This window comes from Jiangella endophytica, assembly GCF_003427025.1.
GTDB classification, from domain to species: Bacteria; Actinomycetota; Actinomycetes; order Jiangellales; family Jiangellaceae; genus Jiangella; species Jiangella endophytica.
On sequence record NZ_QVAI01000023.1, the window covers coordinates 74,147 to 97,592 of the forward strand.

A 23,446-nucleotide genomic window follows, 5' to 3' on the forward strand; every position below is an offset into this window, starting at 1 on the left:
TCAGCGGCGCGCCGCCGTCGCCGGCCGGATCGCCACGGCGGCCAGCAACGCGTTGCGGGTGATGAGGGCCTGGTCCGGGCCCGGCATCATGATCAGCACGAGGGTGGCGAGCGCGAAAAGTCGTCATGCTCCGAGTGCTCCGCCAGCACGGCCGCAGCCGGGGACGGTGGACGTGGAACGCAATGCCATGTCATGGTGCTGCGCGCACGATCTGCCCGCGGAGCGACGGGAGCGACCCGATGACCGAGCCGACCCTCCACTGCGACGACGACGGCGTCCGGGTGACGGGCGCGTCGTACACCTGGTCCTGGGATCGGGGCGCCGACATCCTGACCTTGGCCGACACACGCGGCCGGGTCATGGTCTCCGGGCCGCTGCAGCCAGCGGTGGTGACCTCGATCGGCGACGGCGGCAGCCCGGGCTGGTCGCCGGGTGAGGTCGACAGCGTCGAGCCGGACGCCGGCGGCATCACCGTCAGGTACGCGAAGGTCAACGGGGCCGACACCCTGACCGTCCGCTGGCGGTTCGAGAGCGACCACTGCCGGCTGGACCCGATCGGGCTGACGCTGGCCGGGCCGGCCGACGTCGTGTCGCTGCACTACTTCGCCCGGCCGCCGGCGAACCCGGCCGACCGCGCCGAGCCCGCCCCCGGCCTGCACTGCCGCTACCTCGTCCATCCCGGCGTCTCCGGATCGGGGGTGGTCAGCCCCCTGATCCACACCCACTCCACGCTCGACACGACGACCTGGCTGGGGCGCGGTGGCGGCGGGGTCGTCGGCCCGCGCCAGCAGTGGGGCCTGCCGGTGCACTACGTCTGCGGACTCGGGTCGACTCCGCACCCGGTCGAGCCCGGCGCGCTGACGACCGGGTTGAGCGACGCGTTCTGCCTCGGCCTCGCCGCGCTGCCGGCCGGCGACCTGCTGCTGCGCCTTCGCGACGAGCGGTTCGCCCCGGTCCTTCAACTGCGCGGCGATCTGTGGGGCCATCTGCGCGGCCCGGGGGCAGTCGAGCTCGGTGCGCCGTTCGTGTGGGCCGTCGGCGCCGACTACACCGAGGCGATCCGGGCCTACCAGCGCGTGCTCGTCGAGACCGGCGCGGTCGCGGTCCCGCCGCCGTCGCCGCGCAAGGCTGCCGCCGCGACCGCGTCGCAGTTCAACACCTGGGGCGCCCAGCTCGCCGCGGGCACGGCGGCGCAGCAGTTCGACCAGGAGGCGCTGGACACCATCGACGCACAGCTGGCGGCGTCCGGGCTGGACGTCGCGATGTTCGTGGTCGACGACAAATGGGAGGGGGAGTACGGACGGCTCGAGCACGCCGCCGACCGGTTCCCCCGGTTCGAGGCGACGCTCGAGCGCCTGCGCGGTCGCGGCCTGCTGATCGGGCTGTGGGCGGCGTTCCTGCGTTGCGACGATCCGGCGACGCACGGCCTGACGATGGCGGACCTGCTGCGCGGGCGGGACGGCGCGCCCATCGTCCTGGGTCCCGCGGAGGCGCCGCACTACCTGTTCGACGTCACCCGGGCCGGCGTGCGCGATGTGCTGCGCGAGCGGATCGCGGCGTTCGTCGACCGCTATCGGCCCGCCCTGGTGAAGTTCGACTTCGGCTACGAGATCCCGGACCTGTCCCGATGCGCGCCGGCCGACCCTGCGTACGGCGGCGAGCGGCTGCTGGGCCTGGCCCTCGAGGTGGTCGTCGGCGCGCTGCGTGCCGCGGACCCGGACGTCGTCGTCATGTACTACTCGCTGTCGCCCCTGTTCGCGCCGTACGTCGACGTCCACAGTGTCGACGACCTGTGGCTCAACGCGCACGAGTACCACGCCGAGGCCGGCCGGCGGCTGTTCTTCAGCCGCCTGCTCGCGGACCTCGGGACGGTCAGCTACGGGTCCGGCGGCTACGACTGGGTGCATCAGGCCGACATCTGGCTCGACTCCGTCGCGGCCGGGCCGCTGGGCATGCTCGGCGCCTTCACCCGCGACCTCTCCGACAGCACCTGCCCGCCGTCGCTGGTGGCGCTGCACAACGGGCTCGCCCGGCTGGGCCGGCGGACCACCCGGTTCCGAGTCGACGCGATCGGCGGCGGCGGGCTCGGTGCGGTGACCGGCGCGCGCTCGTCGTCGTGGGTACGGCTCGAGGACCGCGTGCCCGTCCTGGTGGTGCTCCGGCCGCACGACCACCTCGGCGCGCCCGGCGTGCGCGAGTACGGCGGGCTGGTCGCCACGGACGTCGCCGTCGCGGTCGGTGTGCTGGACGACGGCGGCGAGGGGAGCGGCGGACTTGCTGAGGCGCGGCGGATCGGCGTCGTCGGCAGGGCCGCTGGGCGCGTCGTCCTCCGCTTCGTCGGTGACGGCGAGTCGGCCACCGTCGTCGTGCACACCCTCGGCGGCCGGCGCCTGGAGTCGGCTCAGCGGGCTGCGGCGAGCGGCCTTGCCATCGACCTGCCCGCCGACATCGACGGCGATCCGGTCACCTGGGTGGAGCTCACGCGGGCGTCCGTCGTCCGGCCGGGTCCAGCGCTCGGCCGCGACCCGGATCGCGGCCGAGACGGCGGCATGGGCTTCTGACGTCAGGCCGGGTAGCCGCGGCTCCGCGGCCAGCGTGCGCGGCGGACGTCGCCGATGCGGGGAAGAGGGGAATCGCGACCTGCATGGTGGTCACCTCCGGTAGAGCCGTGCGGTGAGCGGGGCGAAGACGGCGGTGACGGCGGCCGCCTCGGCCAGCGCGAGCGCGACCTCGGGCCCGGCCGGCTCGCCGTGGAGCAGCGCCCGCACCGCGTCGACCAGGTGGGAGATCGGGTTGACGTCGACGAACGCGGCGACCGCGCCGGGCAGCGTCGCGGGGTCGACGAACACGTTGCTGACGAACACCAGCAGGAACACCGCCATCATGCCGATGCCCTGCACCGCGCCGGCGCTGCGCACCGCCAGGCCGAGCGTCGTGAACAGCCACGACAGCGCGAACGCGAACACGACGACGAGCAGAGCGGCGGCCAGCACGCCGAGCACTCCGCCGCCGGCGTCGAATCCGAGGAGCAGCCCCGTGACGATGATGATCGCGGCGGTGGCGACGTAGCGGACCGAGTCGGCCAGCACGGCCCCGACCAGCGGAGCCGCACGCCAGCCGGGCAGCGAGCGGAACCGGTCGACGACGCCGGCGGAGCGGTCGGCCTGCAGCGTGACGCCGGACTGGACGGCGGTGAACAGCACTCCCATCACCAGGATGCCGGGCAGCAGGAACTGCAGGTAGTCGCCGGTGGTGCCGGCGATCGCGCCGCCGAACACGTAGGTGAACATCACCAGCATCAGGATCGGCCCGATGGTGACGTCCACCAGTTGCTCCGGCACTCGCCGCAGCTTGAGCAGACCCCGCCGGGCGTAGGCGGCGGTGGTGGCGACGGCGCCGGCCCGGTGCGGGCGCGGGCCGCCGGTGAGCAGCTCGATGGTCATGACGGCACCTCCTGGCGGGCGGTGAGGGAGAGGAACACCTCGTCGAGGCTGGGACGGTCGAGGGAGAAGCCGGTCATCGGCGGGTGCCGCCGGGTCAGTTCGGTGAGCATCGCGGTCGCCCGCTCCGGGTCGTCGACCGGCGCGGTGAGCGTGCCGCTGCCCGGTTCGTGGACGACCTCGAGGCCGAACGCGGTCCGCAGCGTGCCGGCCGCGGCGGCCGCGGTGCCGCCGTCGTCGAACCGCACGTGCAACCGGGCCGCGCCGACCGACGCCTTCAGCTCGCCCGGCGTGCCCTCGGCGACCACCCGGCCGTGGTCGACGACGGCGACCCGGCCGGCCAGTGCGTCGGCCTCCTCGAGGTACTGCGTCGTCAGCAGGATCGTCGTGCCCTGCGCGGCCAGCGCGCGGACGATGCGCCAGACGTCGGCGCGGCTGCGCGGGTCCAGGCCGGTGGTCGGTTCGTCCAGGACGAGCAGGTCGGGGGTGACGACGATGCTGGCGGCGATGTCCAGCCGACGGCGCATGCCGCCGGAGTAGTGCTTCACCGGCCGGCCGGCGGCGTCGGCGAGATCGAACGCGGCCAGCAGCTCGGCGGCCCGGTCGCGTGCGCCTCGCCCGGAGCGGCCGAGCAGCCGGCCGATCAGCGCGAGGTTCTCCGCGCCCGTGAGGTCCTGGTCGACCGACGCGTACTGCCCGGTCAGCGAGAGCCGGGACCGGACGGCCTCGGCCTCGCGCCGCACGTCGTGGCCCAGCACCCGAGCCTCGCCGTCGTCGGCGACGAGCAGTGTGGCCAGCACTCGGACCGCGGTGGTCTTGCCGGCCCCGTTCGGCCCCAGCAGGCCGTAGACCACCCCTCGCTCGACCGTCAGGTCCAGCCCGTCCAGCGCGCTGACCTGACCGAACCGCTTGCGCAGCCCGGCGGTCTCGATGGCGAGCGTCATGGGCACCTCCTTGGTTGATAACCACCATCATAATGAAGTGACTTCACTATATTGTCAGAGGATCGCCCGAAACGCCTGCCGGGTGGGGCTGGGCTGACTAGTGTGACCGGTGTCACCGACGTGACGACAGGGAGGCGATCGCGTGAGCAGGCCCGACGACGACCGCCCGGCCGGCACGGCGCCGCCGGCCGAGACCGGCCAGGCGCAGGACGGCCCGGCGCGCCACGTCGAGGAGCACGGCGGCGAGGGCGGGCACGGCCGGCGATCCGGCGAGCTGCCGCACTCGCGCACCGGCACGCTCTGGGTGGGCATCTGCGTCACGGTGCTGGTGCTCGGGCTGCTGATCGTGTTCATCGCGCAGAACACCGAGACCGTCGACGTCACGTTCCTCTGGATGAACGGCACCGTCCCACTCGCCGTGGCGCTGCTGATCGCGGCCGCCGGCGCCGGGCTGCTGGCGACGATCGTGGGCACCATCCGCATCGCCCAGCTGCGCCGCTTCCACCGCAAGAGCTGATCGGCGGCGAGGCACGGGAGCCGCTCGCCGTCAGGTGCGCAGGGTCCGGCTCGGTGACTGGCCGTACTGCCGGCGGTACTCCGCGGCGAACCGGCTCGGCTTACCGAACCCCCACGACGCGGCGATGGCGGCGACGGTCGCACCGGTCGCCGGGTCGGCGGCCTGCAGTTCCCGGTGCGCGCGCTCGAGCCGTACCCGGCGCAGATGAGCCAGCGGCGACGTGCCCAGATGCCGGGCGAACGCGTACTGCAGGGCCCGGGCGCCGACGCCCGAGGCGGCGGCGATGTCGGTCAGCGTGATCGGCGTGCCTGCGTGCGTCTCGATGTACGCCGCCGCGCGGCGCACCGCCCGCGGCGCGACGTAGCCGGGTCCGGGGGAGTGGGCGATGCTCATCGTCGTGTTGGGGAACGTCGCGAGCGCCGCCGCGGCCGCCGTCCGCACCATCTCCTCGGCGATCAGCGGGTGCGCCGCCGCGGAGTCCTCGGCCATCAGCTCGCGGCCGACCGTCGCGCACACGTTGCGGAAGTACTGGCCCAGTCGCGGGGTGACCGGCGACATCGACTCGAACCGCAGGTCGGCGGGGTCGATGCCGAACCGCTCCGCGGCGAGGTCGGCCGCGCAGGACACCGGCAGCCGGAGGATCCCCGCGTCGAGGTCGATCCACTGGGCGACGATCGGCGCGCCGGGCGGGAACACGAGGACGTCGCCGGTGCCGGCCCGGAGCTCCTCGCCGCCGGCCGACACCGCGAACACGCCATGCACGATGGACATGGCGAACAGGTAGCCGAACGGCTCCGTGGCGGTCCGGAAGTTGACGGTGACGTGAACACGGTCGGCGCCGAGCGGGCCGGCCCGGACCCCGGCGCGCGCGGACACCACGCGGAACTCGGTCCCGGCGTGGTCGCGGCCGAGCCGTGGTTCGTGGCCGATGTAGACCTGCCGGATCACCTCGGCCGACTCGTTCATGGTGCGTGCGACGACGACGGAGCGTTCGATCGGCACTGCTGCGGAAGCCCTCGCCATGGGCCACCCCCCGGGGTCAACCGGCCCTGTCGGCCCAGCGTACGCACCATCTGCCCCGATAGCGCAAGGGTGCGGGCCATTGTTGTTCCCGGCGCCGCGCGGACGGAGTTACGGTGCCGTTGCGGTCGGTGCAAGAGTCGGGGGATCGGCGCCGGTCGCCACGTGACCCGGGGGCACATCGAGAGGCACCCCGGGTCTCCGGCCCCCGGTCGCGCCGTGCCAGAGAGCCGGGCCAGGGTCGCGACCGGGGGCTACGGATGCCGCCGCCGGGACTGTGTCATCCCGCCCACCAGGGCCCGGCGGCGGCCCGGCACGGAATTAGTTGACATGTCATCGATGTTGACGGCGGCATGAGTGACATCGGTTTCGGACTGGACACCTTCGGCGACGTTCCGGAGGGCGACGACGGCGTCCCCGTCAGTCACGCGGCGGCGATCCGCCAGGTCGTCGAGGAGGCGGTGCTGGCCGACGACGTGGGCGTCGACGCGATCTCGCTGGGCGAGCACCACCGTCCCGAGTACTCGATCTCGACGCCGGAGACCGTGCTGGCCGCCATCGCCGCGCGCACGTCACGGATCCGGCTCGGGTCCGGCGTGACGGTGCTGAGCTCGGACGACCCGGTCCGGGTGTTCCAGCGCTTCGCCACCGTCGACGCGGTCTCGAACGGCCGGGCCGAGGTGATCCTGGGGCGCGGCTCGTTCACCGAGTCGTTCCCGCTGTTCGGCTACGACCTGGCCGACTACGAGGTGCTGTTCGAGGAGAAGCTGCAGCTGTTCGTGCGGCTGCTCGACGAGAAGCCGGTGACCTGGAGCGGCACCAAGCGGGCCGCGCTGGAGGACGCCGACGTGTTCCCGAAGACCGAGTCGGGCCGGCTGACCACCTGGGTCGGCGTGGGCGGGACGCCGCAGTCGGTCGTCCGCACCGCCTACTACGGCCTGCCGCTCATGCTGGCGATCATCGGCGGGTCGCCGGACCGGTTCGCTCGCCACCTCGACCTCTACCGGCGTGCGGCCGGCCAGTTCGGCACCGTCGCGCAGCCCGTCGGCATGCATTCGCCGGGCTTCGTCGCCGACACCGACGAAGAGGCTCGGGAGATCTACTACGCGCGGTACAAGGTGAACCACGACCGCATCGGCCGCGAGCGCGGCTGGCCGCCGATCACGCCGCGCGACTTCGAGCACGAGATCGAGCACGGCTCGCTCTACGTCGGCTCGCCGCAGACGGTCGCCCGCAAGATCGCTCGCGCCGTCCAGACCCTGGGCGTCGACCGGTTCGACCTCATCTACACCGCCGGTTCGCAGCCCGTCAGCGCCCGGCTCCGCGCCGTCGAGCTGTACGGCTCGAAGGTCGTCCCGATGGTCCGCGACCTGGTGGCCGGCTCGTGACGGGCGACGTGCGCACCATCGGGATCCTCGGCGCCGGCAAGGTCGGCACCGTGCTGGCGCGACTCGCGGTCGCCGCCGGGTACCGGGTGCTGCTCGCCGGCTCCGGCGCGGCGGAGCGGATCGCGCTGATCGCCGAGATCGTCACGCCCGGCGCGGTCGCCGTCACGGCCCGCACCGCGGCCGCCGAGGCCGATGCCGTCGTCCTGGCCCTGCCGCTGGGGAAGTACCGGACGATCCCGGCCGACGCGCTGGGCGGGAAGCTGGTGCTCGACGCGATGAACTACTGGTGGGAGGTCGACGGCGGCCGCGACGACCTCACGGACCCGCGCACGACGTCGAGTGAGCTGGTGCAGGCGTTCCTGCCGGAGTCGCGGGTCGTGAAGGCCTTCAACCACATGGGCTACCACGACCTCGAGGACGGCGCGCTGCCCGCCGCGGCGCCCGGCCGCAAGGCCATCGCCGTCGCGGGGGACGGCGCCGCCTCCGTCGCCGAGGCCGTGGCGGTCGTCGACGCACTCGGCTTCGACCCCGTCGTCGCCGGGCCGCTGGCCGAGGGCGTGCGGATGGAGCCGTTCACCCCCGTGTTCGGCGCGAACGTCGACGCGGCCGAGCTGCGGGCGCTGCTGGACGGGTTCGCGTCCTCGCCGCGCGGCCGCGAGGTGGCGGCCGCGCGCGCCGGTACGCTGGCGCGATGAGCCACGAGCCGGGCCGCGACGAGGAGTTGCCGCCCGGCCAGCGCGCCGACATCCTCAAGGAGCGCATCTACATCACGTTCACCGCGCTCGCGGTGGTCCTGGCGCTGCGTGCCCACGCGGTGTCCGCAGGCGAGGCGGCCGTCTCGCTCGCCGTCGTCGTCCTCGGCACCGTCCTCGCCGTCTTCGTCGCCGACGTCGTCTCCCACATCGCCGTTCACGAGGCCCTGCCGCCGGGCGCCGAACTGCGCCACATGGCCCGCGTCAGCCTCGGTGCGCTCGGCGCCCTGGTGCTGCCGGGCGTGTTCATCGGCCTCGCGGTCGCCGACGTGTGGGAGATCGAGACCGCGTTGAGGGCGGCCAGCATCGCGCTGGTGGCCGCCCTCGCCGCCATCGGCTACCTCGCCGTCCGCCGGGTACGGCTGCCGACCTGGCAGCGGGTCATCGTGCTCTTCGCGGAGGTCGCGCTCGGCCTCCTGGTCATCGGCCTGGAACTGCTCGCCCACAACCTCTGATTTCCTGCGTGGCGTTCAGTTGATACTGCAGAACTAGTGTTCTGAGCTATTATTGGAGTATCAGAACGGAGATTTGGTGACTCAATGGCTCGATGTCGCGGACCTCGCGGCGGAGCAGTGGGGTCTGATCACCACCGCCCAGGCCGCGTCCATCGGCGTGTCCGCACAGACCATGGCTCGGCTGGCCAACCAGGGCGCGCTCCAGCGGCTCGGCCATGGCATCTACAGGGTCGCCGGCGCCCCGTTCGATCCGGGCGACGGCCTACGTGCTGCCTGGCTGGGGCTTGATCCGGGGCGTCGTGTGGCCGAGCGTCGCGCCGACCCGTCCGCGGCCGTCGTGTCGCACCGATCGGCTGCGCGTCTCCACGGCCTCGGCGATCTGGACGCCGATTCCTACGAGTTCACTGTGTCGGGCAGGAAACAGTCGCGACGGCCGGACGTACGACTTCATCGTGGATCGGTGACCGCCGACGATCGGACGGTGGTCGACGGCCTGCCCGTCACAACCGTGGCCCGGACGGTCGCGGATCTAGCCGCGGCGCGGACCGACGGCGACCATCTCGCCGCCGTGGTCGTGGATGCGGTGATGGCGCAGCGGAGCAGGTCCGAAGATCTGGCGCTCGTTCTGCGCCCATACGCGAACCGTTACGGTGCCCCGCTCGGCGACGGGGAAGCACTCGTGACCGGCCTGCTCGAGCGCGTCGATCGCACTGGCGCGGGCCCGGAGGCGCGGTTCGCCCTCGTCGAGGACCAACTGCGTGAGGCTGTACTGCGCGCGGTCGCCGAGAACATCGATCTGAAGGCCGTGGCGAGCCGGATCGGCGGCCCACGGCTCCGCGAACTGTTGAAGGCTCTGGAGTCCGGTCACGATGAACGGCTCGACTGAGCACCGGACGGCGACGGCTTTCCGTCGAGCCGTCGAGGATCGCCTGAAGAAGGAGTCCAAGGCGCGCGGGCGTCCGCTCGAGCAGCTTCGTCGCGAGTTCCTGTACCAGCGGTTCCTCGCTCTGGTCTTCGCCGATCCGGTAGCAGCTGGGTACTCAAGGGCGGTGTCGGTCTCCTGATGAACGACGGCCGTCGTCGAGTTGCGCCGACTCACCACACCACACGACGGTGACCATCTCACCTTCGTCATCCAGGACGGCGTCCGGACAAGGGGCACCGGACTCATTGCGCAGCTCTCGGTCACCGCCTACGCCGGCGCCGAATACGACACCTTCGCGATCGACCTGTCGACCGACCTGCGTCCGGTGACGGCTCTCGATCGAATCAGCCCGTCTCCCGTCGTCGACGTGCCCGGACTGCCCGCACCGCCTGAGATCACGGTCTATCCGTTGCCCGACCAGATCGCCGACAAGATGTGCGCCATGTACGAAACGCACGGGGCGTCCGGCCTCCCGTCCACCCGCTACCGGGATCTGGTCGACCTCGTCCTCATCGTGACCACGACCGAGATCGATGCCGGGCGCACGGCTGCGGCGATCGCCTCCGAGCGACGTCGCCGCGGCCTCGACCTGCCTGTGGCGATGGTCGTGCCCAGTACGTCCTGGCCCGCGGGCTACGCGAGCGAGGCCGGGCGTACCAGGCTCCGCGGCGAACTGCACAGGATCGACGTGGCACTGGCGGTCGTTGCCGAGTGCCTCGACCCGATCCTGGCGGGCACCCGCATATCCGGCATCTGGACACCGCCAACGGGATGGTCGATCCCGTCCTGACGACCGCGGATGCGGCGGATGCCCGGCGATCCGGCGGACGCGGGCCGGGGCGGCGCCGCGTCCACCGGCGTGCCGGGCAGCCACCGGATCGCCGGGTGTCAGCTCTGCGGCCGCGGGGTGACGACCGCGGCGATCAGTGCGGACACCGCCGCCGCGGCGGCGGCCACGACGAAGGCGTTGGTGAAGCCGTCCAGGGTGGTGCCGACGATGCTGGCAGCGGCGACGCTGGAGACGACGGCCGCGCCGCTGGCGGCGCCGAACTCGTGGAACGTGCTGACGATGCCCGACGCGATGCCGGCCTCGTGCGGCGCGACCTGGCCGAGGGCCGTCGCCGACGCGACGACGAAGATGGCGCCGGTGCCCGCGGCGCCGACGGACACCCCGGCGACGACGGCGGCCGGGTGCAGCCAGAGCGCCGGCACCGTCATCCCCGCGGCCGCCACCAGCAGGCCGAGCACCGCGAGCCGCCGGGCGCCCAGCCGGGCGATGGACCGGCCGGTGAGACTCGCGCCCGCCATCGTCGCCAGCGCCACCGGCAGGAACAGCAGCCCGGTGCGCAGCGGGCCGTACGAGTGCGCGTGCTGGAAGTAGAACGTCCCGAGGAAGAACACCGCGATCATGAGCGCCGTCGCCAGCAGGATGAGGAACGTCCCGGTCGCGACAGGCCGCCGGGCCAGCAGCCGGACGTCCATCAGCGGGGCCCCGGCCCGTCGCTGCCACGCCACGAAGGCCAGGTAGCCTGCCGCGGCGACCAGCACCAGCAGGCCGGTCGTCATCGTCAGCCAGCCGCCGTCACCGGCCTGGATGAGCGCGTAGATGAGGGTGCCGGACGACGCGGTGACCAGGAGGGCGCCGAACAGGTCCAGTCGGCCCCGCGGCGCCGTGACCGTCTGACGGGGCAGCATGCGGGCCAGCGCGACCGCGATGACCACGCCGATCGGCACGTTCACGAAGAACACCCACGGCCAGCCGGGACCGGCGGTGAGCAGGCCGCCGAGCAGTACGCCGAGAGCCGCGCCGCCACCGCCGAGGGCCGACCAGACGCCGAGCGCGCGGTTGCGCTCGTCGCCGTCGAACAGGGTGACGACCAGTGACAGCGCCGACGGCGAGAGCAGTGCGGCGCCGACGCCCTGGGCGACGCGTCCGCCGATGAGCAGCTCGGAGGAGTCCGCCAGCCCGGTGAACAGCGAGGCCGCCGTGAACACCAGCAGCCCGGCGAGCACCACCCGCTTGGCCCCGACGAGGTCGGCGAGCCGGCCGCCGAGCAGCATCAGCCCGCCGAACGCGAGCGCGTAGGCACTGACGGTCCAGGTGAGAGCCTCGCGGCCGGCACCGAGGTCGCTCTCGATCTGCGGCAGCGCGATGGCCACCACGGTGACGTCCAGGATCAGCATCAGCTGGGCGATCCCGAGGAAGCCCAGGATCCGCCAGCGCCAGGGGTGCGGCGCGACCGCCGCCGTCGTCTCGTCGTACGTCATGATCCGGCCTCCTTAACTCGTATGTGGAAGTACGAACTAGGGAACCGGGGCAGCTAACTCGTATATTCCCGTACGAGCTAAACTTCTTGCATGACCACCCGGACCCGCCGCCGCGCCGATGCCGAGCGCAGCATCGCGCGCATCGTCGCGGCCGCCCGTGAGCTGCTCGGGCGCGATCCCGCGGCGACGATCGACGAGATCGCGGCGGCCGCCGGCGTCGGCCGGATGACGCTCTACGGCCACTTCCCGAACCGGGCCGAGCTGGTCGAGGCGGCGCTGGCCGACGCGCTGGCCGACGGCGAGCGGACGCTGTCCGCCGTCGACCTCACCGGCGATCCGGGCGCCGCCCTGGACCGGCTGCTGGCGTCGAGCTGGTCGCTGGTCGCGGAGTCGTCGTCGCTGCTCGCCGCCGCGCAGGAGGTGCTTCCGCCCGGCCGGGTCCGCCAGCTGCACGGCGCGCCGGCCGCGCGCCTGGAGGAGCTGATCCGACGCGGCCAGGACCGCGACGCGTTCCGCACCGACCTCCCCATCGGCTGGCTGGTCGGCGCCGTGCACTACCTGCTCAAGGGTGCGGCCGAGGAACAGCGGGCCGGCCGGCTCGACGCCGCCGAGGTGCCGCGCATCGTGACGGCGTCGGTGCGCTCGCTGCTGACGCCGCCCGGCTGAGTCAGGCCTCGGCCAGCATGCCGCCGACGACCCGGCGAGCCTCGGCCCGGACCCGCGGCACGTGGCTGTCGTAGGTGATCAGCGCCTTCCACAGTGCCCAGCCGCGGGCCCGCGCCCACATGGCGTCGTCGGCGGCGGGGCCCATCGTGGAGCGGAACGCCGAGCGCGCGGCGCCGTCCAGGAACGTCCAGGCGAGGACGAGGTCGCAGGCGGGGTCGCCGACGCCGCAGGTGCCGAAGTCGATGACGGCGCTCAGCCGGCCGTCGCGCACCAGCAGGTTGCCGGGCGCGAAGTCGCCGTGGAACCAGGCCGGTTCGCCGGTCCAGGTCGCGGCCAGCGCCGCGTCCCAGACCTTCCCGGCGGCGGCGCCGTCGATGCGCCCGGCCAGTGCGGCCAGCGCCTCCTCCGTCTCGGCGGCGTACACCGCCACGGACGCGCCACGCCGGAAGTTGTGCGTGCCCGGCGCCGGCCCGCCGCCGGCATCGGCCGCCCACAGCGCCCGCAGGAACCCGGCGGCGTCCCGCGCGAACGCGACGTCGCCGCCGACTCCGCCGGCCAGCGCCGTCTCGCCGGGCAGCCAGCGGTTCACCGACCACGTCCACGGGTACCCGCGACCGGAGCGGCCGACGGCGACCGGCGCCGGGATCGGGACCGGCAGCCGCGGCGCCAGCAGGGGCAGCCAGTGCTGCTCCTTGGCGACCTGCTCGCGGTAGTGCTCGGCACTGGGCAGCCGGACGGACAACTCGTCGCCGAGGCGGAACGTGCGGTTGTCGACGCCCTGCAGCTCGACCGGGCGCACCGGCAGCGTGGCCCACCGGGGGAACTGGTCGGCGATGAGCCCGGCGACGAGTGCGGCGTCGATGTCGGGCGGCTGCGGATCCGTCATCGGGGACCACCGTAGGGACCGCGGCCGCGCGGGCCAACCGGTTTTCCGGCCGTCGCCGGAGCAGGAGTCAGGGCAGCGCCTCGCCGGTGTCGCGCTCGAGCTCGGCGATCAGCTCGTCCAGCCAGGCGCCGATGGCGTGCCGCTGATCGCCGGCGTCGTCGGGGGCGACGCCGGTGCGTCGGGCGTACTCGGCGAAGTGCGTCGCCAGTCCGCGGGCGTCGAGGTCGTGGTCGTCGCCGTCCCACTCGGAGTCGAATGGCTGGGGCCGCGCCGGCGTACTCATGCGCCCCCCACTCCGCTCGTTCCGGGCGGTCGTCTCGAACTCAGGGCTGTCATGCTACCGACCAATCCAGACGGTGGGGATCTCCTGGACGTACACCCCGATACCCGCGAAGGACGCCCTCCACACCCCCCGCAGGTGACGACCATGTTTGCCGAACAGACCGGCAAAGGTCGACGAAAGGCCAGCGCGCGGCCCCGGTCCGGACCGACGATGGACCTGAGCGCGGAAAAGCTGGGGGTCGGCATGGCTGCAGGGGACATCCACACGGTGCCACGGGGCGACCGTTGGGCCAACATCTTCGAGGACGGTGATCGGCTGATCGTCAGCGCGGGCACGAAGGAGACGGCGGCCCGCATGGGCCGCGAACTGGCCCGGCTGCGCGGCGTCCGGCACGTCGTCCACGACCGCGAGGACCGCGACGACCGGGTCGACGCGGCCGCGCGCGGCCGCGACCTCGTCCGCGGCTGACCTTCGCTCGGCGACCACCCGGCTGTCCGCCCTAGGCGAGCAACCGCCGGGCGGTGTGCTGGTCGGTGACCAGAACGTCGATCCAGCCGCCGCGGATCGCACCGCGGATGGCGTCGACCTTGAGCGGCCCGCCGCCGACACCGATGCGCCGCGGCACCTGCCGCAGCAGGTCGGCACTGATGCCGAGCACGCGGTCGTGCAGGCCGGAGTGCACCGGCTCGCCGTCGTGGTCGAAGAAGTTCAGGCAGACGTCACCGACGGCGCCGCCGGCGGCCAGCGTCTCCAGGTCGACGGACGGGAAGGCGGGGCCGGACGACGTCCGCAGCGGCGACGTGCTCATGCTGCCCACGCCGACCAGCACGGTCGTCAGCTCCTCCCACGCCGCGACCGCCCGCGAGATGTACGGGTCGGCGAGCAGGCCGTCGCGCACCTCCAACGAGGCGACGACGCCGGGCGCGACCAGGTAGACGGGTTCCGCGCCGGTCAGCTCGGCCAGCCGGTCGGTCAGCCGCGTGGCCTGCACCTGCACGGCCGGGTTGCCGATCGCGCCCAGTATCTGCACGACGATCTCCGCGGATCGGGCCGGCACCGGCGCCATGGCCTCGACGACGGCGAGCAGCGACAACGACCGCGACGAGATCCCGATGCGGTCGCCGGGCAGCAGCGTGCTCTCGACGTACGCGGCGCCGGCCGCTCCGATCGCTCCCAGCACCGACGCCTCGTCGTCGGACTGGGTGCCGGCGATCACGACGTCGCGCAGGCCGTGCCGCTCGCGCAGCGCGTACTCCAGCTCGGCGAACACCCCGGGCGGCGTGACGACGACGGTGCGCACGACGCCCAGTCCGACCGCCTCCTTGAGCAGCCGCGACACCTTCGACTGGGTGACGTGCAGCCGGGTGGCGATGTCGGGCTGGCGCAGTCCCTCGACGTGGTACATGTGGGCGACCTTGAACAGCAGGGCGAGTCGCTCGGACGGGATGCTCGGCACCGCGGCGACTCTACCGACGACGGCGGACTCGGTCACTTGAGCGCTCCCGCCGTCATGCCGGCGATGAAGTACCGCTGCAGGAACAGGTACGTGATGATCACCGGCAGGCAGGTCAGCGTGACGGCGGCGGCGATGGCCGCGCGGTCGGTGTTGTACTCGCCGACGAAGAACATGATCCCCGACGCGACCGGCCGCAGGTTCTCGTGCTGGCCGTAGAGCAGCGGGATGAGGAACGCGTTCCAGGTGAACATGAACTGGAACACCGCCAGCGACAGGATGCCGGGCCGGGCCAGTGGCAGCATGACGTGCCAGAACACCCGCAGCTCGCTGGCGCCGTCGACCCGTGCCGCGTCGCGCAGCTCGGCGGGCAGGGTGAGGAAGAACGCCCGCATGAGGAAGATGCCGAACGGCAGCCCGAGGGCCAGGCTGGGCACGATGATGCCCCAGTAGCTGCCCAGCAGCCCGAGGTCGCGCACGACGTAGTACTGCGGGATCATGATCGACTGGAACGGCACCATGACGCCCAGCAGGATCAGCACGAACAGCAGGCCGGTGACCCGCGTGCGCACCAGCGTCAGCGCGTAGGCCGCCATCGAGGCCAGCAGGAGCACCAGCGGCACCACGAACGCCACGTACAGGAAGGTGTTGCCGAGGTAGCTGCCGAACCGGCCGGTGACGAACGCGTTGTAGTAGTTGTCCCAGTTCAGCTCCGTCGGCAGGCCGAACGGGTCGCGGCCGATGTCGGTGGACTCACGCAGCGACGAGATCCAGATCCACACGAACGGGCCGACGAAGACCAGCGCGGCGCCGATCAGCGCGACGTAGCGCAGCGTGGTCCAGCCGCGCCGGCGCGACGGCGGCTTGCCGGGCGCCGGTGCGGGGGACGGGGCGGGGGCGGTCAGTGTCGGGACGGCCATCGTCACACCTCGCTCGTTCGTTCGCGCAGCCGCACGAAGACGACGGTCACGATCAGGCAGATGACCGTGAGCACGACCGACAGCGCGGCGCCGTAGCCGACCTGGTTGTCGGCGAACGCGTTCTGGTACGTGTACGTCGCGATCAGCTGGGTGCTGTTCTGCGGACCGCCGCGGGTCATCACCCAGACCATGTCGAACGCCTGGAAGTTGTGGATGAGCAGCAACGACGTCACCAGCGTCACCGCGTGCGACAGCTGCGGGACGATGACGTGGCGGAAGCGCTGCAGCGCGTTGGCGCCGTCGACCTTCGCCGCGTCGAGCAGCTCCGCGGACACGTTGTTCAGCGCCGCCGAGAAGATCACGAACGACAGCCCGATCGAGGCCCACACCGACGCCGCGAGGATCGCGTACACCGCGATGTCCGGGTCGCCCAGCCACCCGCGCGCCAGGGAGCCGAGCCCGACGGCCTCGAGCCCTTTGTTCAGGACGCCGAAACTGGGGTGGTAGATCCAGCCCCACACGATGCCGACGACGACGGTCGGCAGCACCTGCGGCATGAAGTAGAGCGTGCGGAAGACGGCGAACCCGCGCCCGGTGCCCCACGCCAGCAGTGCCAGCCCCAGCGCCAGCGCCAGCGACGCCGCGGTGCCGAGCCCGACCCAGATCAGCGTGTTGCGCAGGCTGACGCCGAACAGCCGGTCGTCCATCAGGTCGAGATAGTTGCCCAGCCCGACGAACGTCTTGACCGGGTTGACGCCGTCCCACTCGTGCAGCGACAGCCAGACCGACTGCACGAGCGGGATCAGCACGAACACCAGGTACAGCACGATCGCCGGGGCGAGGAACGCCGCCGCCAGCCGGGCCGCCGGGCTGAGCCGGCGCAGTGGGCCCGGCCGGCGCGCACCCCCGGCCGGCGCGGGCCGTCGTGGTGGCGCGGCCGCCGGGGGTGCGGCCGTCCGGCTCACAAGCCCTCCTCCCAGGCCGCCTGGAGGTCGTCGGCCTGCTGCTGCGGCGTCTTGTCGCCGGCGATGATCGCCTGGAAGCCCTCGGTCATCATGTTGAGGAACGGCGCGGCGGCCAGGCCGTGGTTGACCTGGTAGCCGAGGTTCTTCTGCGGGTCGCCGTCGCCGGAGGCCGCGGTGGCGATGCGGTTCTGCAGCTCCTCGGTCTCATAGCTGCCGGGGTCGAACTCGACCGGCGGGACCAGCTGGGCCTGCTCGATCCAGATCGGCAGGGCGTCGTCGCTGAACACGAACTTCAGGAAGTCCTTCGCGGCGTCCGCCTCGCCGGCGTTGGCCGACAGCCAGTAGGCGCCGCCGCTGCCGGCGGAGAACACCCGGTGCTCGCCGTCCAGCGACGGCAGCGGCATCATGCCCAGCTCGCGATCCGGCAGCGCCTCGGCGTGCGTCCCCGTGGCCCACGAGCCGTTGACCAGAAGGAACGCCTGTTCGCCGGTCCACAGGTCGGTGGCGTCCTGGGCCTTGAGCGCGTTGACGTTCTCGCCGAACACACCGGCCTGGTGCCAGTCGACGAACACGGTCTGGATGGCCTGGACGATCTCGGGGCTGTTCCAGGCGCCGTCGTTCTCGTAGACCAGCCTCCCGAGCGCGTCGCTCTGCATGATGTTGCACGCGACCTGCGAGAACAACCAGAACGACGTGTAGAAGTCGCCCTGCCCGTACGCGACCGGCACGATGCCGAGCGACTTCGCCGCCTCGGTCAGCGTCAGCAGGTCGTCGGCGGTCTCCGGGACGGCCAGACCGTGCTGCTCGAGCAGCGACCGGTTGTACCACCAGCCGCTGACCTCCGACTCGTTCGGCAGCCCGTAGAGGACGCCGTCGAAGGTGGCCTCGCGCAGCGCGAACGGCGCGATGGAGGACGTCCAGCCGGCCTCCTCGGCGAGGTCGTCCAGCGGCGCCAGCAGGCCGGCGTCCACGAGGATGCCGGCGTTGCCCTTGCCGACGGAGTAGTAGACCAGGTCCGGGCCGTCGCCGGAGGCCATCGCCGTCTTCGCCAGCGCGGTGAGCTGGTCGTACTGGACGATGTTGCGGTCGATCGAGACGCCGCTGTTCGCCTTGGAGAACGCGTCGCCCAGCGCGTCGACCGACGTGTTGACGGGTTCGGTGGTGAAGGAGTCCCAGACGGACAGCGTCGTCTGGCCTTCTGCGGCCTGCTCCTGACGGCCGAAGCCGCAGCCGCTCAGGACGAGGGCGGCGGAGCCGGCGAGACCGGCCCCGATGAAGGACCGCCGCGAGAGGTGGGTGGTGGTCATGGGAGTCTCCCTTGACTCGACGAGGGACGGAGGGGTGGCGGCCGCGAGGTCCCGCGCCGGCGGGGGTGAGCGGTGGCGGCGGCCGCGAGGTCAGGCGGGGCCGGGATGCCGCAGCGTCTCGGCGACCCGCCGGACGCCGAGTTCCGGGCTGGTGAGGACGGGGACGCCGGTGTCCAGGCCCGCGGCCGCGCCGGCCATGGACGCCTGGGCGAGGACGACGACGTCGTGACGTGCGCTCTGCTCGCGGATCGCCGCGGCGACGAGCGCGTCGTGGGTGGTGCGGTCGCCCGCGGCGACGGCCGCGAACGCGCCCTCGACCAGCACCTCGTCGAGGACGACGTCCGCGCTCCGGAGCGCGGCCCGCTCGCGCAGCAGCGCGGCGGTGGGGGCGAGCGTCGTCGGCAGCGTCGCGATGACGGCGATCGACCGGCCGGTCTCGACGGCGTGGTCGGCCATCGCCTCGTCGATCCGCAGCACGGGGATGCCGAGCTCCTCCTGCAGCGGCCTGGCGTACCCGGAGATCGACGAGCAGGAGAACACCAGGGCCTCGGCGCCGGCGGCGACCGCAGCCCGGCCGAGCGCGTCCAGCCGGCCGGCGACGTCCCTGCCGCCCGGGTCGGCGCCGAGGTCAGCGACGATCTTGTCGTCCAGCAGGTGCTGGACGTCGACACCGGGCAGGTGGGTGGCCGCCAGCTCGGCGAACGCCGGGATCACGACGGCCCCGGTGTGCAGGAACGCGATGCGCGTCATGGAGGATCCTCCGGTCCGAGGGTTGCTGGGGAGGGGTCAGTGCAGGAGCGAGATCCAGACGGACATCTCGCCCGGCCCGCGGTTGCCCCACACGGCGTACGGGACGAGCGTGACGTCCAGCGGCCGCGGCTCGGCGTCGTCGAGGTCGGCGAACAGCCGCCCCTCCGGCACCGGGGCGGGCAGTGTCGCGGCCCGGCCGTCCAGCAGCACGTGCCCGGCGAGCTGCTCGTCGCCGGCCCGCTCGGTCAGCTCGATGCCGCGCGGCAGGTACACCGTCTCGATGCCGGTGCCCTCGGGCAGGTCGGCGCTCTCGACGCAGTAGACGACCGGCCCGCGCATGACGGCGACCTGGCCGGTCGCCTCCTCGACGAAGTGGTGCGCGACGACCAGCCGCGGCGCGACCGGCAGCTCGACGACGATGGTGTTGGTGGTCCAGGTCTGGTCGACGACGGCGTAGCCCTGCTCGACCACGTCGACCGGCTCGGAGTCGACGCTGACTCTGGCGTCGGCCGCCCATCCGGGGATGCGCACCCGGATCGCGCCGCTCACCGGGGAGGCCGCGCGGACGTCCAGGCGCACCGTGCCCTCGGCGGGGTACGCGGTGGTCTGCTCGACGGTGACGTCGACACCGTCGAGCTGTGCCCGCACGGTGCCGGAGACGTACTGGTGCACCCACAGGTCGCGCTGCCCCTGCGAGGCGACGTAATAGGGGAGCTCGGCGATGAACCGGGCGACGTTGGGCGGGCAGCAGAAGCACGCCGTCATGAACTCCTGCCGGACCCGCTCCTCCGACGGCGGCGGCGTGCTGTCGGTCGGGTTGCCGGCCCGCCGCAGCGCGTACGGCAGCGCCCGGACCTGGCGCAGCGGGTTGGTGTAGAAGTACGTCTTGCCGTCCAGCCCGATCATCGCCGGCAGCGCGTTGTAGAGCACCCGCTCGATCTCGTCGGCGTACTTCCCGTCGCCGCTGAGCGCCAGCATCCGCCAGGCCCACATGATCAGCCCGAGCGACGCGCACGACTCGTTGTAGGCGGTGGTCTGCGGCAGCTGGTAGGCGCGGCCGTAGGCCTGGTGCACGCGGGTGACCGACCAGTAGTCCTGCGCGCCGTCGGGGGAGGCGCCGTCGTAGAGCGCGCCGCAGCCGCCGGTCACGTAGAGCTTGCGCCCGACGAGGTCGGACCAGATGCTCTCCAGCGCCGCCCGCATCCGCTCGTCGCCGGTCTCCAGCACGTAGTCGGCCATGCCGGCGTACAGGTAGTTGGCGCGGACGGAGTGTCCGACGGCCTGGCGCTGCTCGCGCACCGGCAGCACGTCCTGGTTGTCGTCGCTGCCGTCGCGGCCCTTGCCGCCGTGCAGGTCGAGCAGCCGGCCGGCCAGCTCGAGGTGCCGCTTGTCGCCGGTGCTGCGGTACACCTCGACCAGGCCCATGTAGTGCGACGGGCAGATGTTGCAGTCGGCCAGCAGCTCTGGCGACTCGTCGGCGACCTGGCGCAGGTAGCCGGCCACGTTGGTCGCCAGCGTCAGGTAGGCGTCGTCGCCGGTCATCCGGTGGTGGACGCAGGCCAGCGTCATGAGGTGGCCGAAGTTGTACGTCTCGAAGTCCATCCGGCGCTGCAGGGGGCGCAGGTCGCCGCCGGCGCGCTCGGAGATGGTGGTCTTCGTGTGGATGTAGCCGCCGGGCTGCTGGGCGGCGGCGATGGCCGCGGCGGCCGAGCGGATCCAGTCGGAGAACGGCGACTCCCCACCGGCCTCGCCGTCGACGATCACCGCCGCCTCGAGCCACTTGTACAGGTCGCCGTCCATGAACGGCGGCCCGACGTGCGTGCCGTCGGCCTCGCCGGACGCGACGAGGAAGTTCTCGTACGCGTGGGCGATGTCCGCGTCGAACATGATCTCGCCCATCGTCGGGATGGTGACGGCGATCGCCTGGTCGCGCAGCCGGGCGAGCGGGCCGCCCCCGGTGATCGCGGCCGATCGGGGCGGCAGCGAGGTCATCGTCGCGAAGGGACTGCTGCTGGTGTCAGTGAGCATCGTTGCCTCTCGATCGGCCGGATCGGACGTCGTCGAACAGGTCGTGGTGGCCCATCTGGCCGCCCTTGAGGACGACCTCGACGGGCCGGGAGTACGGGGCGCCGGTGGCGTGGCAGAGCGCGACGTTGCCCCACGGCAGCGCCGCCACCGCGAGCACGTCGACGCCGAGCCGGCGCAGCACGTTGCCCGAGGTGTCGCCGCCGCAGACGACCAGCCGGGTACGCGGGTCGCGGGCGAGGCAGGCCGCGCCGATGTGCGCCAGCCGCTCCTCGATCTCGCGGCTCGTGGCGGACGGGCCGGGGCGGGTCGTGTGCACGACGACGTCCTCGCCGGCGGCGTGCCGGGAGACGGCGTCGTCGGCGGACCCGGGCGCGAGCAGGTGGACGGTGCCCCAGCCGGCCCGCTCCGCGGCCGCGACCTGCGCCGCCGTGCGCGGTGAGCCGCTGCCACTGAGCACCAGCGTCGGCCCGGACGCCGGATCGGTGGTCGTGGGCGGGACGCCTCCGTCGCGGCGCAGCGCCCGGCCGATGCCGAGGCTCAGCCCGCCGGCGCCCAGCACGAACCGCCGGCCGCCGGCGAGCACGGCCTCGCCGACCAGGTCGAGGTGCTCGTCGGCGAAGCCGTCGCAGACGACGGCCGCGTCGGCGGACTCCTTCCAGGACTGCGCGACGGCATCGGCGCCGGCGGCATAGGCGGGCCAATGCAGCGCGCCCACCGGCAGCGTCGTCTGCGCGCCCAGGTGCCGGGCGAGGTCGGACTCCGTCGCGGGCGTCACCGGGTGGTGCGCCATCGTCGGCTGGCGGTCGAGCCGGTGGACGGTCTCGCCGTCGCGGGCGAAGTGGTGGCCGAAGAAGGTGTAGCGGCCGAAGTCCGGCTGGGCGAACAGCGCCGGGACGGTGGCGTCGCCGAACACGTCGCGGCCGATCTCCAGGACGCGGCCCAGGCTGCCCACCGCGGGGGAGGAGTCCGCCGTCGAGCAGGCCTTGTACTGGACGACGGGCAGGTCCAGGTCGCGCAGCAGCTCCAGGGCCGGGCGCACCTCGGCGTCCAGTTCGTCCACCGGCAGCGACCGGGCGACGCCGGCGATGCCGACCACGTCGGCATCGCCGATCACCACCTGGGGTGAGGTCGCGAGCACGCCGGTGCAGCCGGCCCGGCGGAACTGGACGAGCGCGTCGACCGAGCCGGTGAAGTCGTCGCCGTAGAACCCCACGGCGGTCATGAGCGGGCTCCGAACTGCGCCAGCGACGCGGCCAGCTCGGGCGAGCGCCCGGCCCGCGTCGTCAGCGCCTCGCCGCTCACGGCCGCATCCCACGCCTCGCGCATCGCCGTCACCCCGGCGCCGGAGCCCCCCGGGTGCGCGTGGATGCCGCCGCCGGCCAGGACCAGCAGGTCACCGGGGTCGCCGACCTGCGCGTACGTGCGGTCGGCGATGGCCGGCGTCTGGCCGGACGACAGCACCGGCACCACGTGGTAGCCGCCGAGCAGCGGCGTGCGCACGTCGGTGATCGAGGCGACGACCTCCTCGTCGGTCTCGTAGAACTTGTTCGCGATGCCGTTGGTGTGCAGGTGGTCGACGCCGACCAGCCGGGCCAGCTTCTGGAACACCCGGAACGCGATGCCCAGCTGCGGCGAGCGGGCGAACGCGCCGAACATCGCCCGGTGGCCGTGGATGGGCAGGTCCGCGTGTTCGCGCAGGTACTGCACTCCGGCGAAGCCGACGGCGTTGACGACGACCATGACGCAGGTGCCGCCGGCGGCCCGCACGAGGTCGTGGTTGTGCGCGAGCCGGGAGATGTCGTCGGTGATGTTGAACGCGTACATCGGCATCGTCCCGGTGCGGTCGGCGGTGCGCTTGAGCACCTCCATGACCACGTGCACGCGGTCGGCCAGCGGGAAGCCGGGCGGGTTGCCCTGCAGCTCGTCGTCCTTGATGAAGTCGATGCCGGCCAGCGCCAGCTCCTCGACCAGCTCGGCCAGATCCTCGGGCCCCAGCCCGACGCTGGGCTTGACGATGGTGCCGATCAGCGGGCCGGCGGCGCCGGCCTTGCCGACCAGCGCCTTCGTGCCGTCGACGCCGAACGCCGGGCCCGCGTAGGTGCTGCCGAACGCGTCCGGCACGTCGAGGTCGACCAGCCGCAGTTCGCCCAGCTCGCGCAGTTCGAACAGGTTGCCGGCGACGGCCGCGAGCAGGTTCGGCACCGACGGGCCGAAGTTGCGCACCGGGAACTCGACGACGATGCGGGCGCGGCGCGCGGCGGACCAGTCGCCGGCGGCGCCCGGCAGCGGCGGCCGGCCGCTGAGCGGCAGCTCGTCGACGGACCGGACGGTGGCCGCGTGCCGGGCCTTCAGCTCCGCGGACTCGCGGGCGACGGCGACGAAGGTGCCGCTGGACTGCTCGCCGGCGATGACGGCGGCGGCCTTCTCCAACGGGAGAGCGGTTGCGATCTCGTAGGTCGCCAGGACGTTCCCACTCACG

The 23,446-nt window shown here is 73.0% G+C and carries 23 protein-coding genes; 9 read left to right on the forward strand and 14 right to left on the reverse strand.

The genetic code is table 11. The features are described 5' to 3' along the window. The first annotated feature begins 239 nt into the window (after window positions 1-239). Window positions 240-2,561 carry a hypothetical protein gene (locus DZA62_RS31325; protein ID WP_116952891.1) on the forward strand — a complete coding sequence of 774 codons (2,322 nt, stop codon included), beginning with the start codon at window positions 240-242 and terminating at the stop codon, window positions 2,559-2,561. A 90-nt stretch (window positions 2,562-2,651) separates the two neighbouring features. On the opposite strand, the gene DZA62_RS31330 is transcribed toward DZA62_RS31325, so the two are convergent. Further along, complete coding sequence (locus DZA62_RS31330; protein WP_116952892.1) at window positions 2,652-3,443, reverse strand: ABC transporter permease; 792 nt, start codon at window positions 3,441-3,443, stop codon at window positions 2,652-2,654. Further along, the gene (locus tag DZA62_RS31335) at window positions 3,440-4,384 is read right to left on the reverse strand and encodes an ATP-binding cassette domain-containing protein (protein ID WP_116952893.1); all 945 of its coding nucleotides are present in this window, start codon (window positions 4,382-4,384) and stop codon (window positions 3,440-3,442) included. The genes DZA62_RS31330 and DZA62_RS31335 overlap by 4 nt, the downstream gene beginning before the upstream one ends. A 142-nt stretch (window positions 4,385-4,526) precedes the next feature. Between DZA62_RS31335 and DZA62_RS31340 the strand changes: the two genes are divergently transcribed. After that, window positions 4,527-4,901, forward strand: a complete 375-nt coding sequence (locus tag DZA62_RS31340; RefSeq protein WP_116952894.1) for a lipopolysaccharide assembly protein LapA domain-containing protein — start codon at window positions 4,527-4,529, stop codon at window positions 4,899-4,901. Window positions 4,902-4,931: 30 nt separating this feature from the next. Here DZA62_RS31340 and DZA62_RS31345 read toward each other — a convergent pair whose 3' ends face one another. Then, window positions 4,932-5,924 (reverse strand): AraC family transcriptional regulator, encoded by a 993-nt coding sequence (locus DZA62_RS31345; RefSeq protein WP_116952895.1) that lies wholly within the window; start codon window positions 5,922-5,924, stop codon window positions 4,932-4,934. Window positions 5,925-6,274: 350 nt separating this feature from the next. Between DZA62_RS31345 and DZA62_RS31350 the strand changes: the two genes are divergently transcribed. The 5 genes from DZA62_RS31350 (at window position 6,275) to DZA62_RS31375 (ending at window position 10,231) form a co-directional block, all read left to right on the forward strand. Further along, window positions 6,275-7,309: an LLM class flavin-dependent oxidoreductase gene (locus DZA62_RS31350; protein WP_116952896.1), complete on the forward strand. Its 1,035-nt coding sequence runs from the start codon at window positions 6,275-6,277 to the stop codon at window positions 7,307-7,309. Then, a complete protein-coding gene (locus tag DZA62_RS31355; protein ID WP_198664401.1) occupies window positions 7,306-8,004 on the forward strand; it encodes an NADPH-dependent F420 reductase in 699 nt (232 codons plus the stop codon). Before DZA62_RS31350 ends, DZA62_RS31355 begins: the two co-directional genes overlap by 4 nt. Beyond that, complete coding sequence (locus DZA62_RS31360; RefSeq protein WP_116952897.1) at window positions 8,001-8,516, forward strand: hypothetical protein; 516 nt, start codon at window positions 8,001-8,003, stop codon at window positions 8,514-8,516. The genes DZA62_RS31355 and DZA62_RS31360 overlap by 4 nt, the downstream gene beginning before the upstream one ends. Before the next feature lie 76 nt (window positions 8,517-8,592). Continuing rightward, window positions 8,593-9,402, forward strand: a complete 810-nt coding sequence (locus tag DZA62_RS31365; RefSeq protein ID WP_116952934.1) for a type IV toxin-antitoxin system AbiEi family antitoxin domain-containing protein — start codon at window positions 8,593-8,595, stop codon at window positions 9,400-9,402. Between the two features lie 199 nt (window positions 9,403-9,601). Continuing rightward, complete coding sequence (locus tag DZA62_RS31375; protein ID WP_116952899.1) at window positions 9,602-10,231, forward strand: nucleotidyl transferase AbiEii/AbiGii toxin family protein; 630 nt, start codon at window positions 9,602-9,604, stop codon at window positions 10,229-10,231. Window positions 10,232-10,329: 98 nt separating this feature from the next. Here the strand turns inward: DZA62_RS31375 and DZA62_RS31380 are convergent, their stop codons facing one another. After that, complete coding sequence (locus tag DZA62_RS31380; protein WP_116952900.1) at window positions 10,330-11,709, reverse strand: MFS transporter; 1,380 nt, start codon at window positions 11,707-11,709, stop codon at window positions 10,330-10,332. Between the two features lie 90 nt (window positions 11,710-11,799). Here DZA62_RS31380 and DZA62_RS31385 point away from each other — a divergent pair, with 90 nt between their 5' ends. Beyond that, window positions 11,800-12,375, forward strand: a complete 576-nt coding sequence (locus tag DZA62_RS31385) for a TetR/AcrR family transcriptional regulator (RefSeq protein WP_116952901.1) — start codon at window positions 11,800-11,802, stop codon at window positions 12,373-12,375. A 1-nt stretch (window position 12,376) separates the two neighbouring features. Here DZA62_RS31385 and DZA62_RS31390 read toward each other — a convergent pair whose 3' ends face one another. Both DZA62_RS31390 and DZA62_RS31395 read right to left on the reverse strand, forming a co-directional pair. After that, window positions 12,377-13,261 (reverse strand): aminoglycoside phosphotransferase family protein, encoded by an 885-nt coding sequence (locus DZA62_RS31390; RefSeq protein WP_116952902.1) that lies wholly within the window; start codon window positions 13,259-13,261, stop codon window positions 12,377-12,379. Window positions 13,262-13,328: 67 nt separating this feature from the next. Continuing rightward, window positions 13,329-13,544, reverse strand: coding sequence for a hypothetical protein (locus DZA62_RS31395; RefSeq protein WP_157988025.1), 216 nt, complete (start codon window positions 13,542-13,544; stop codon window positions 13,329-13,331). A 243-nt stretch (window positions 13,545-13,787) separates the two neighbouring features. Between DZA62_RS31395 and DZA62_RS31400 the strand changes: the two genes are divergently transcribed. Next, entirely contained in the window at window positions 13,788-14,012 is a 225-nt protein-coding gene (locus tag DZA62_RS31400; protein WP_116952904.1) for a DUF2188 domain-containing protein, read from the forward strand. A gap of 31 nt (window positions 14,013-14,043) precedes the next feature. Here the strand turns inward: DZA62_RS31400 and DZA62_RS31405 are convergent, their stop codons facing one another. From DZA62_RS31405 to DZA62_RS31440, 8 genes are all read right to left on the reverse strand, one after another. Beyond that, complete coding sequence (locus tag DZA62_RS31405) at window positions 14,044-15,036, reverse strand: sugar-binding transcriptional regulator (RefSeq protein ID WP_198664402.1); 993 nt, start codon at window positions 15,034-15,036, stop codon at window positions 14,044-14,046. Beyond that, a complete protein-coding gene (locus DZA62_RS31410; RefSeq protein WP_116952905.1) occupies window positions 15,033-15,917 on the reverse strand; it encodes a carbohydrate ABC transporter permease in 885 nt (294 codons plus the stop codon). The genes DZA62_RS31405 and DZA62_RS31410 overlap by 4 nt, the downstream gene beginning before the upstream one ends. Before the next feature lie 2 nt (window positions 15,918-15,919). Then, window positions 15,920-16,882, reverse strand: coding sequence for a carbohydrate ABC transporter permease (locus DZA62_RS31415; RefSeq protein WP_116952906.1), 963 nt, complete (start codon window positions 16,880-16,882; stop codon window positions 15,920-15,922). Beyond that, entirely contained in the window at window positions 16,879-18,189 is a 1,311-nt protein-coding gene (locus DZA62_RS31420; protein WP_116952907.1) for an ABC transporter substrate-binding protein, read from the reverse strand. The genes DZA62_RS31415 and DZA62_RS31420 overlap by 4 nt, the downstream gene beginning before the upstream one ends. A gap of 90 nt (window positions 18,190-18,279) precedes the next feature. Further along, window positions 18,280-18,939 (reverse strand): aspartate/glutamate racemase family protein, encoded by a 660-nt coding sequence (locus DZA62_RS31425; RefSeq protein WP_116952908.1) that lies wholly within the window; start codon window positions 18,937-18,939, stop codon window positions 18,280-18,282. Between the two features lie 36 nt (window positions 18,940-18,975). After that, window positions 18,976-20,967: a glycoside hydrolase family 127 protein gene (locus tag DZA62_RS31430; RefSeq protein WP_116952909.1), complete on the reverse strand. Its 1,992-nt coding sequence runs from the start codon at window positions 20,965-20,967 to the stop codon at window positions 18,976-18,978. Further along, window positions 20,957-22,189, reverse strand: a complete 1,233-nt coding sequence (locus DZA62_RS31435; protein WP_116952910.1) for a four-carbon acid sugar kinase family protein — start codon at window positions 22,187-22,189, stop codon at window positions 20,957-20,959. The genes DZA62_RS31430 and DZA62_RS31435 overlap by 11 nt, the downstream gene beginning before the upstream one ends. Then, on the reverse strand, window positions 22,186-23,445 hold the full coding sequence (locus DZA62_RS31440) for a RuBisCO large subunit C-terminal-like domain-containing protein (protein WP_198664403.1): 1,260 nt from the start codon (window positions 23,443-23,445) through the stop codon (window positions 22,186-22,188). The genes DZA62_RS31435 and DZA62_RS31440 overlap by 4 nt, the downstream gene beginning before the upstream one ends. Between the last annotated feature and the right edge of the window lies 1 nt (window position 23,446).

Excerpts from the sequence above, each read along its gene's own strand:
- DZA62_RS31325 (WP_116952891.1), top strand. The coding sequence starts at position 240 with ATGACCGAGCCGACCCTCCACTGCGACGACGACGGCGTCCGGGTGACG.
- DZA62_RS31330 (WP_116952892.1), bottom strand. The coding sequence starts at position 3,443 with ATGACCATCGAGCTGCTCACCGGCGGCCCGCGCCCGCACCGGGCCGGC.
- DZA62_RS31335 (WP_116952893.1), bottom strand. The coding sequence starts at position 4,384 with ATGACGCTCGCCATCGAGACCGCCGGGCTGCGCAAGCGGTTCGGTCAG.
- DZA62_RS31345 (WP_116952895.1), bottom strand. The coding sequence starts at position 5,924 with ATGGCGAGGGCTTCCGCAGCAGTGCCGATCGAACGCTCCGTCGTCGTC.
- DZA62_RS31350 (WP_116952896.1), top strand. The coding sequence starts at position 6,275 with ATGAGTGACATCGGTTTCGGACTGGACACCTTCGGCGACGTTCCGGAG.
- DZA62_RS31360 (WP_116952897.1), top strand. The coding sequence starts at position 8,001 with ATGAGCCACGAGCCGGGCCGCGACGAGGAGTTGCCGCCCGGCCAGCGC.
- DZA62_RS31380 (WP_116952900.1), bottom strand. The coding sequence starts at position 11,709 with ATGACGTACGACGAGACGACGGCGGCGGTCGCGCCGCACCCCTGGCGC.
- DZA62_RS31385 (WP_116952901.1), top strand. The coding sequence starts at position 11,800 with ATGACCACCCGGACCCGCCGCCGCGCCGATGCCGAGCGCAGCATCGCG.
- DZA62_RS31390 (WP_116952902.1), bottom strand. The coding sequence starts at position 13,261 with ATGACGGATCCGCAGCCGCCCGACATCGACGCCGCACTCGTCGCCGGG.
- DZA62_RS31395 (WP_157988025.1), bottom strand. The coding sequence starts at position 13,544 with ATGAGTACGCCGGCGCGGCCCCAGCCATTCGACTCCGAGTGGGACGGC.
- DZA62_RS31400 (WP_116952904.1), top strand. The coding sequence starts at position 13,788 with ATGGCTGCAGGGGACATCCACACGGTGCCACGGGGCGACCGTTGGGCC.
- DZA62_RS31410 (WP_116952905.1), bottom strand. The coding sequence starts at position 15,917 with ATGGCCGTCCCGACACTGACCGCCCCCGCCCCGTCCCCCGCACCGGCG.
- DZA62_RS31420 (WP_116952907.1), bottom strand. The coding sequence starts at position 18,189 with ATGACCACCACCCACCTCTCGCGGCGGTCCTTCATCGGGGCCGGTCTC.
- DZA62_RS31425 (WP_116952908.1), bottom strand. The coding sequence starts at position 18,939 with ATGACGCGCATCGCGTTCCTGCACACCGGGGCCGTCGTGATCCCGGCG.
- DZA62_RS31430 (WP_116952909.1), bottom strand. The coding sequence starts at position 20,967 with ATGCTCACTGACACCAGCAGCAGTCCCTTCGCGACGATGACCTCGCTG.
- DZA62_RS31435 (WP_116952910.1), bottom strand. The coding sequence starts at position 22,189 with ATGACCGCCGTGGGGTTCTACGGCGACGACTTCACCGGCTCGGTCGAC.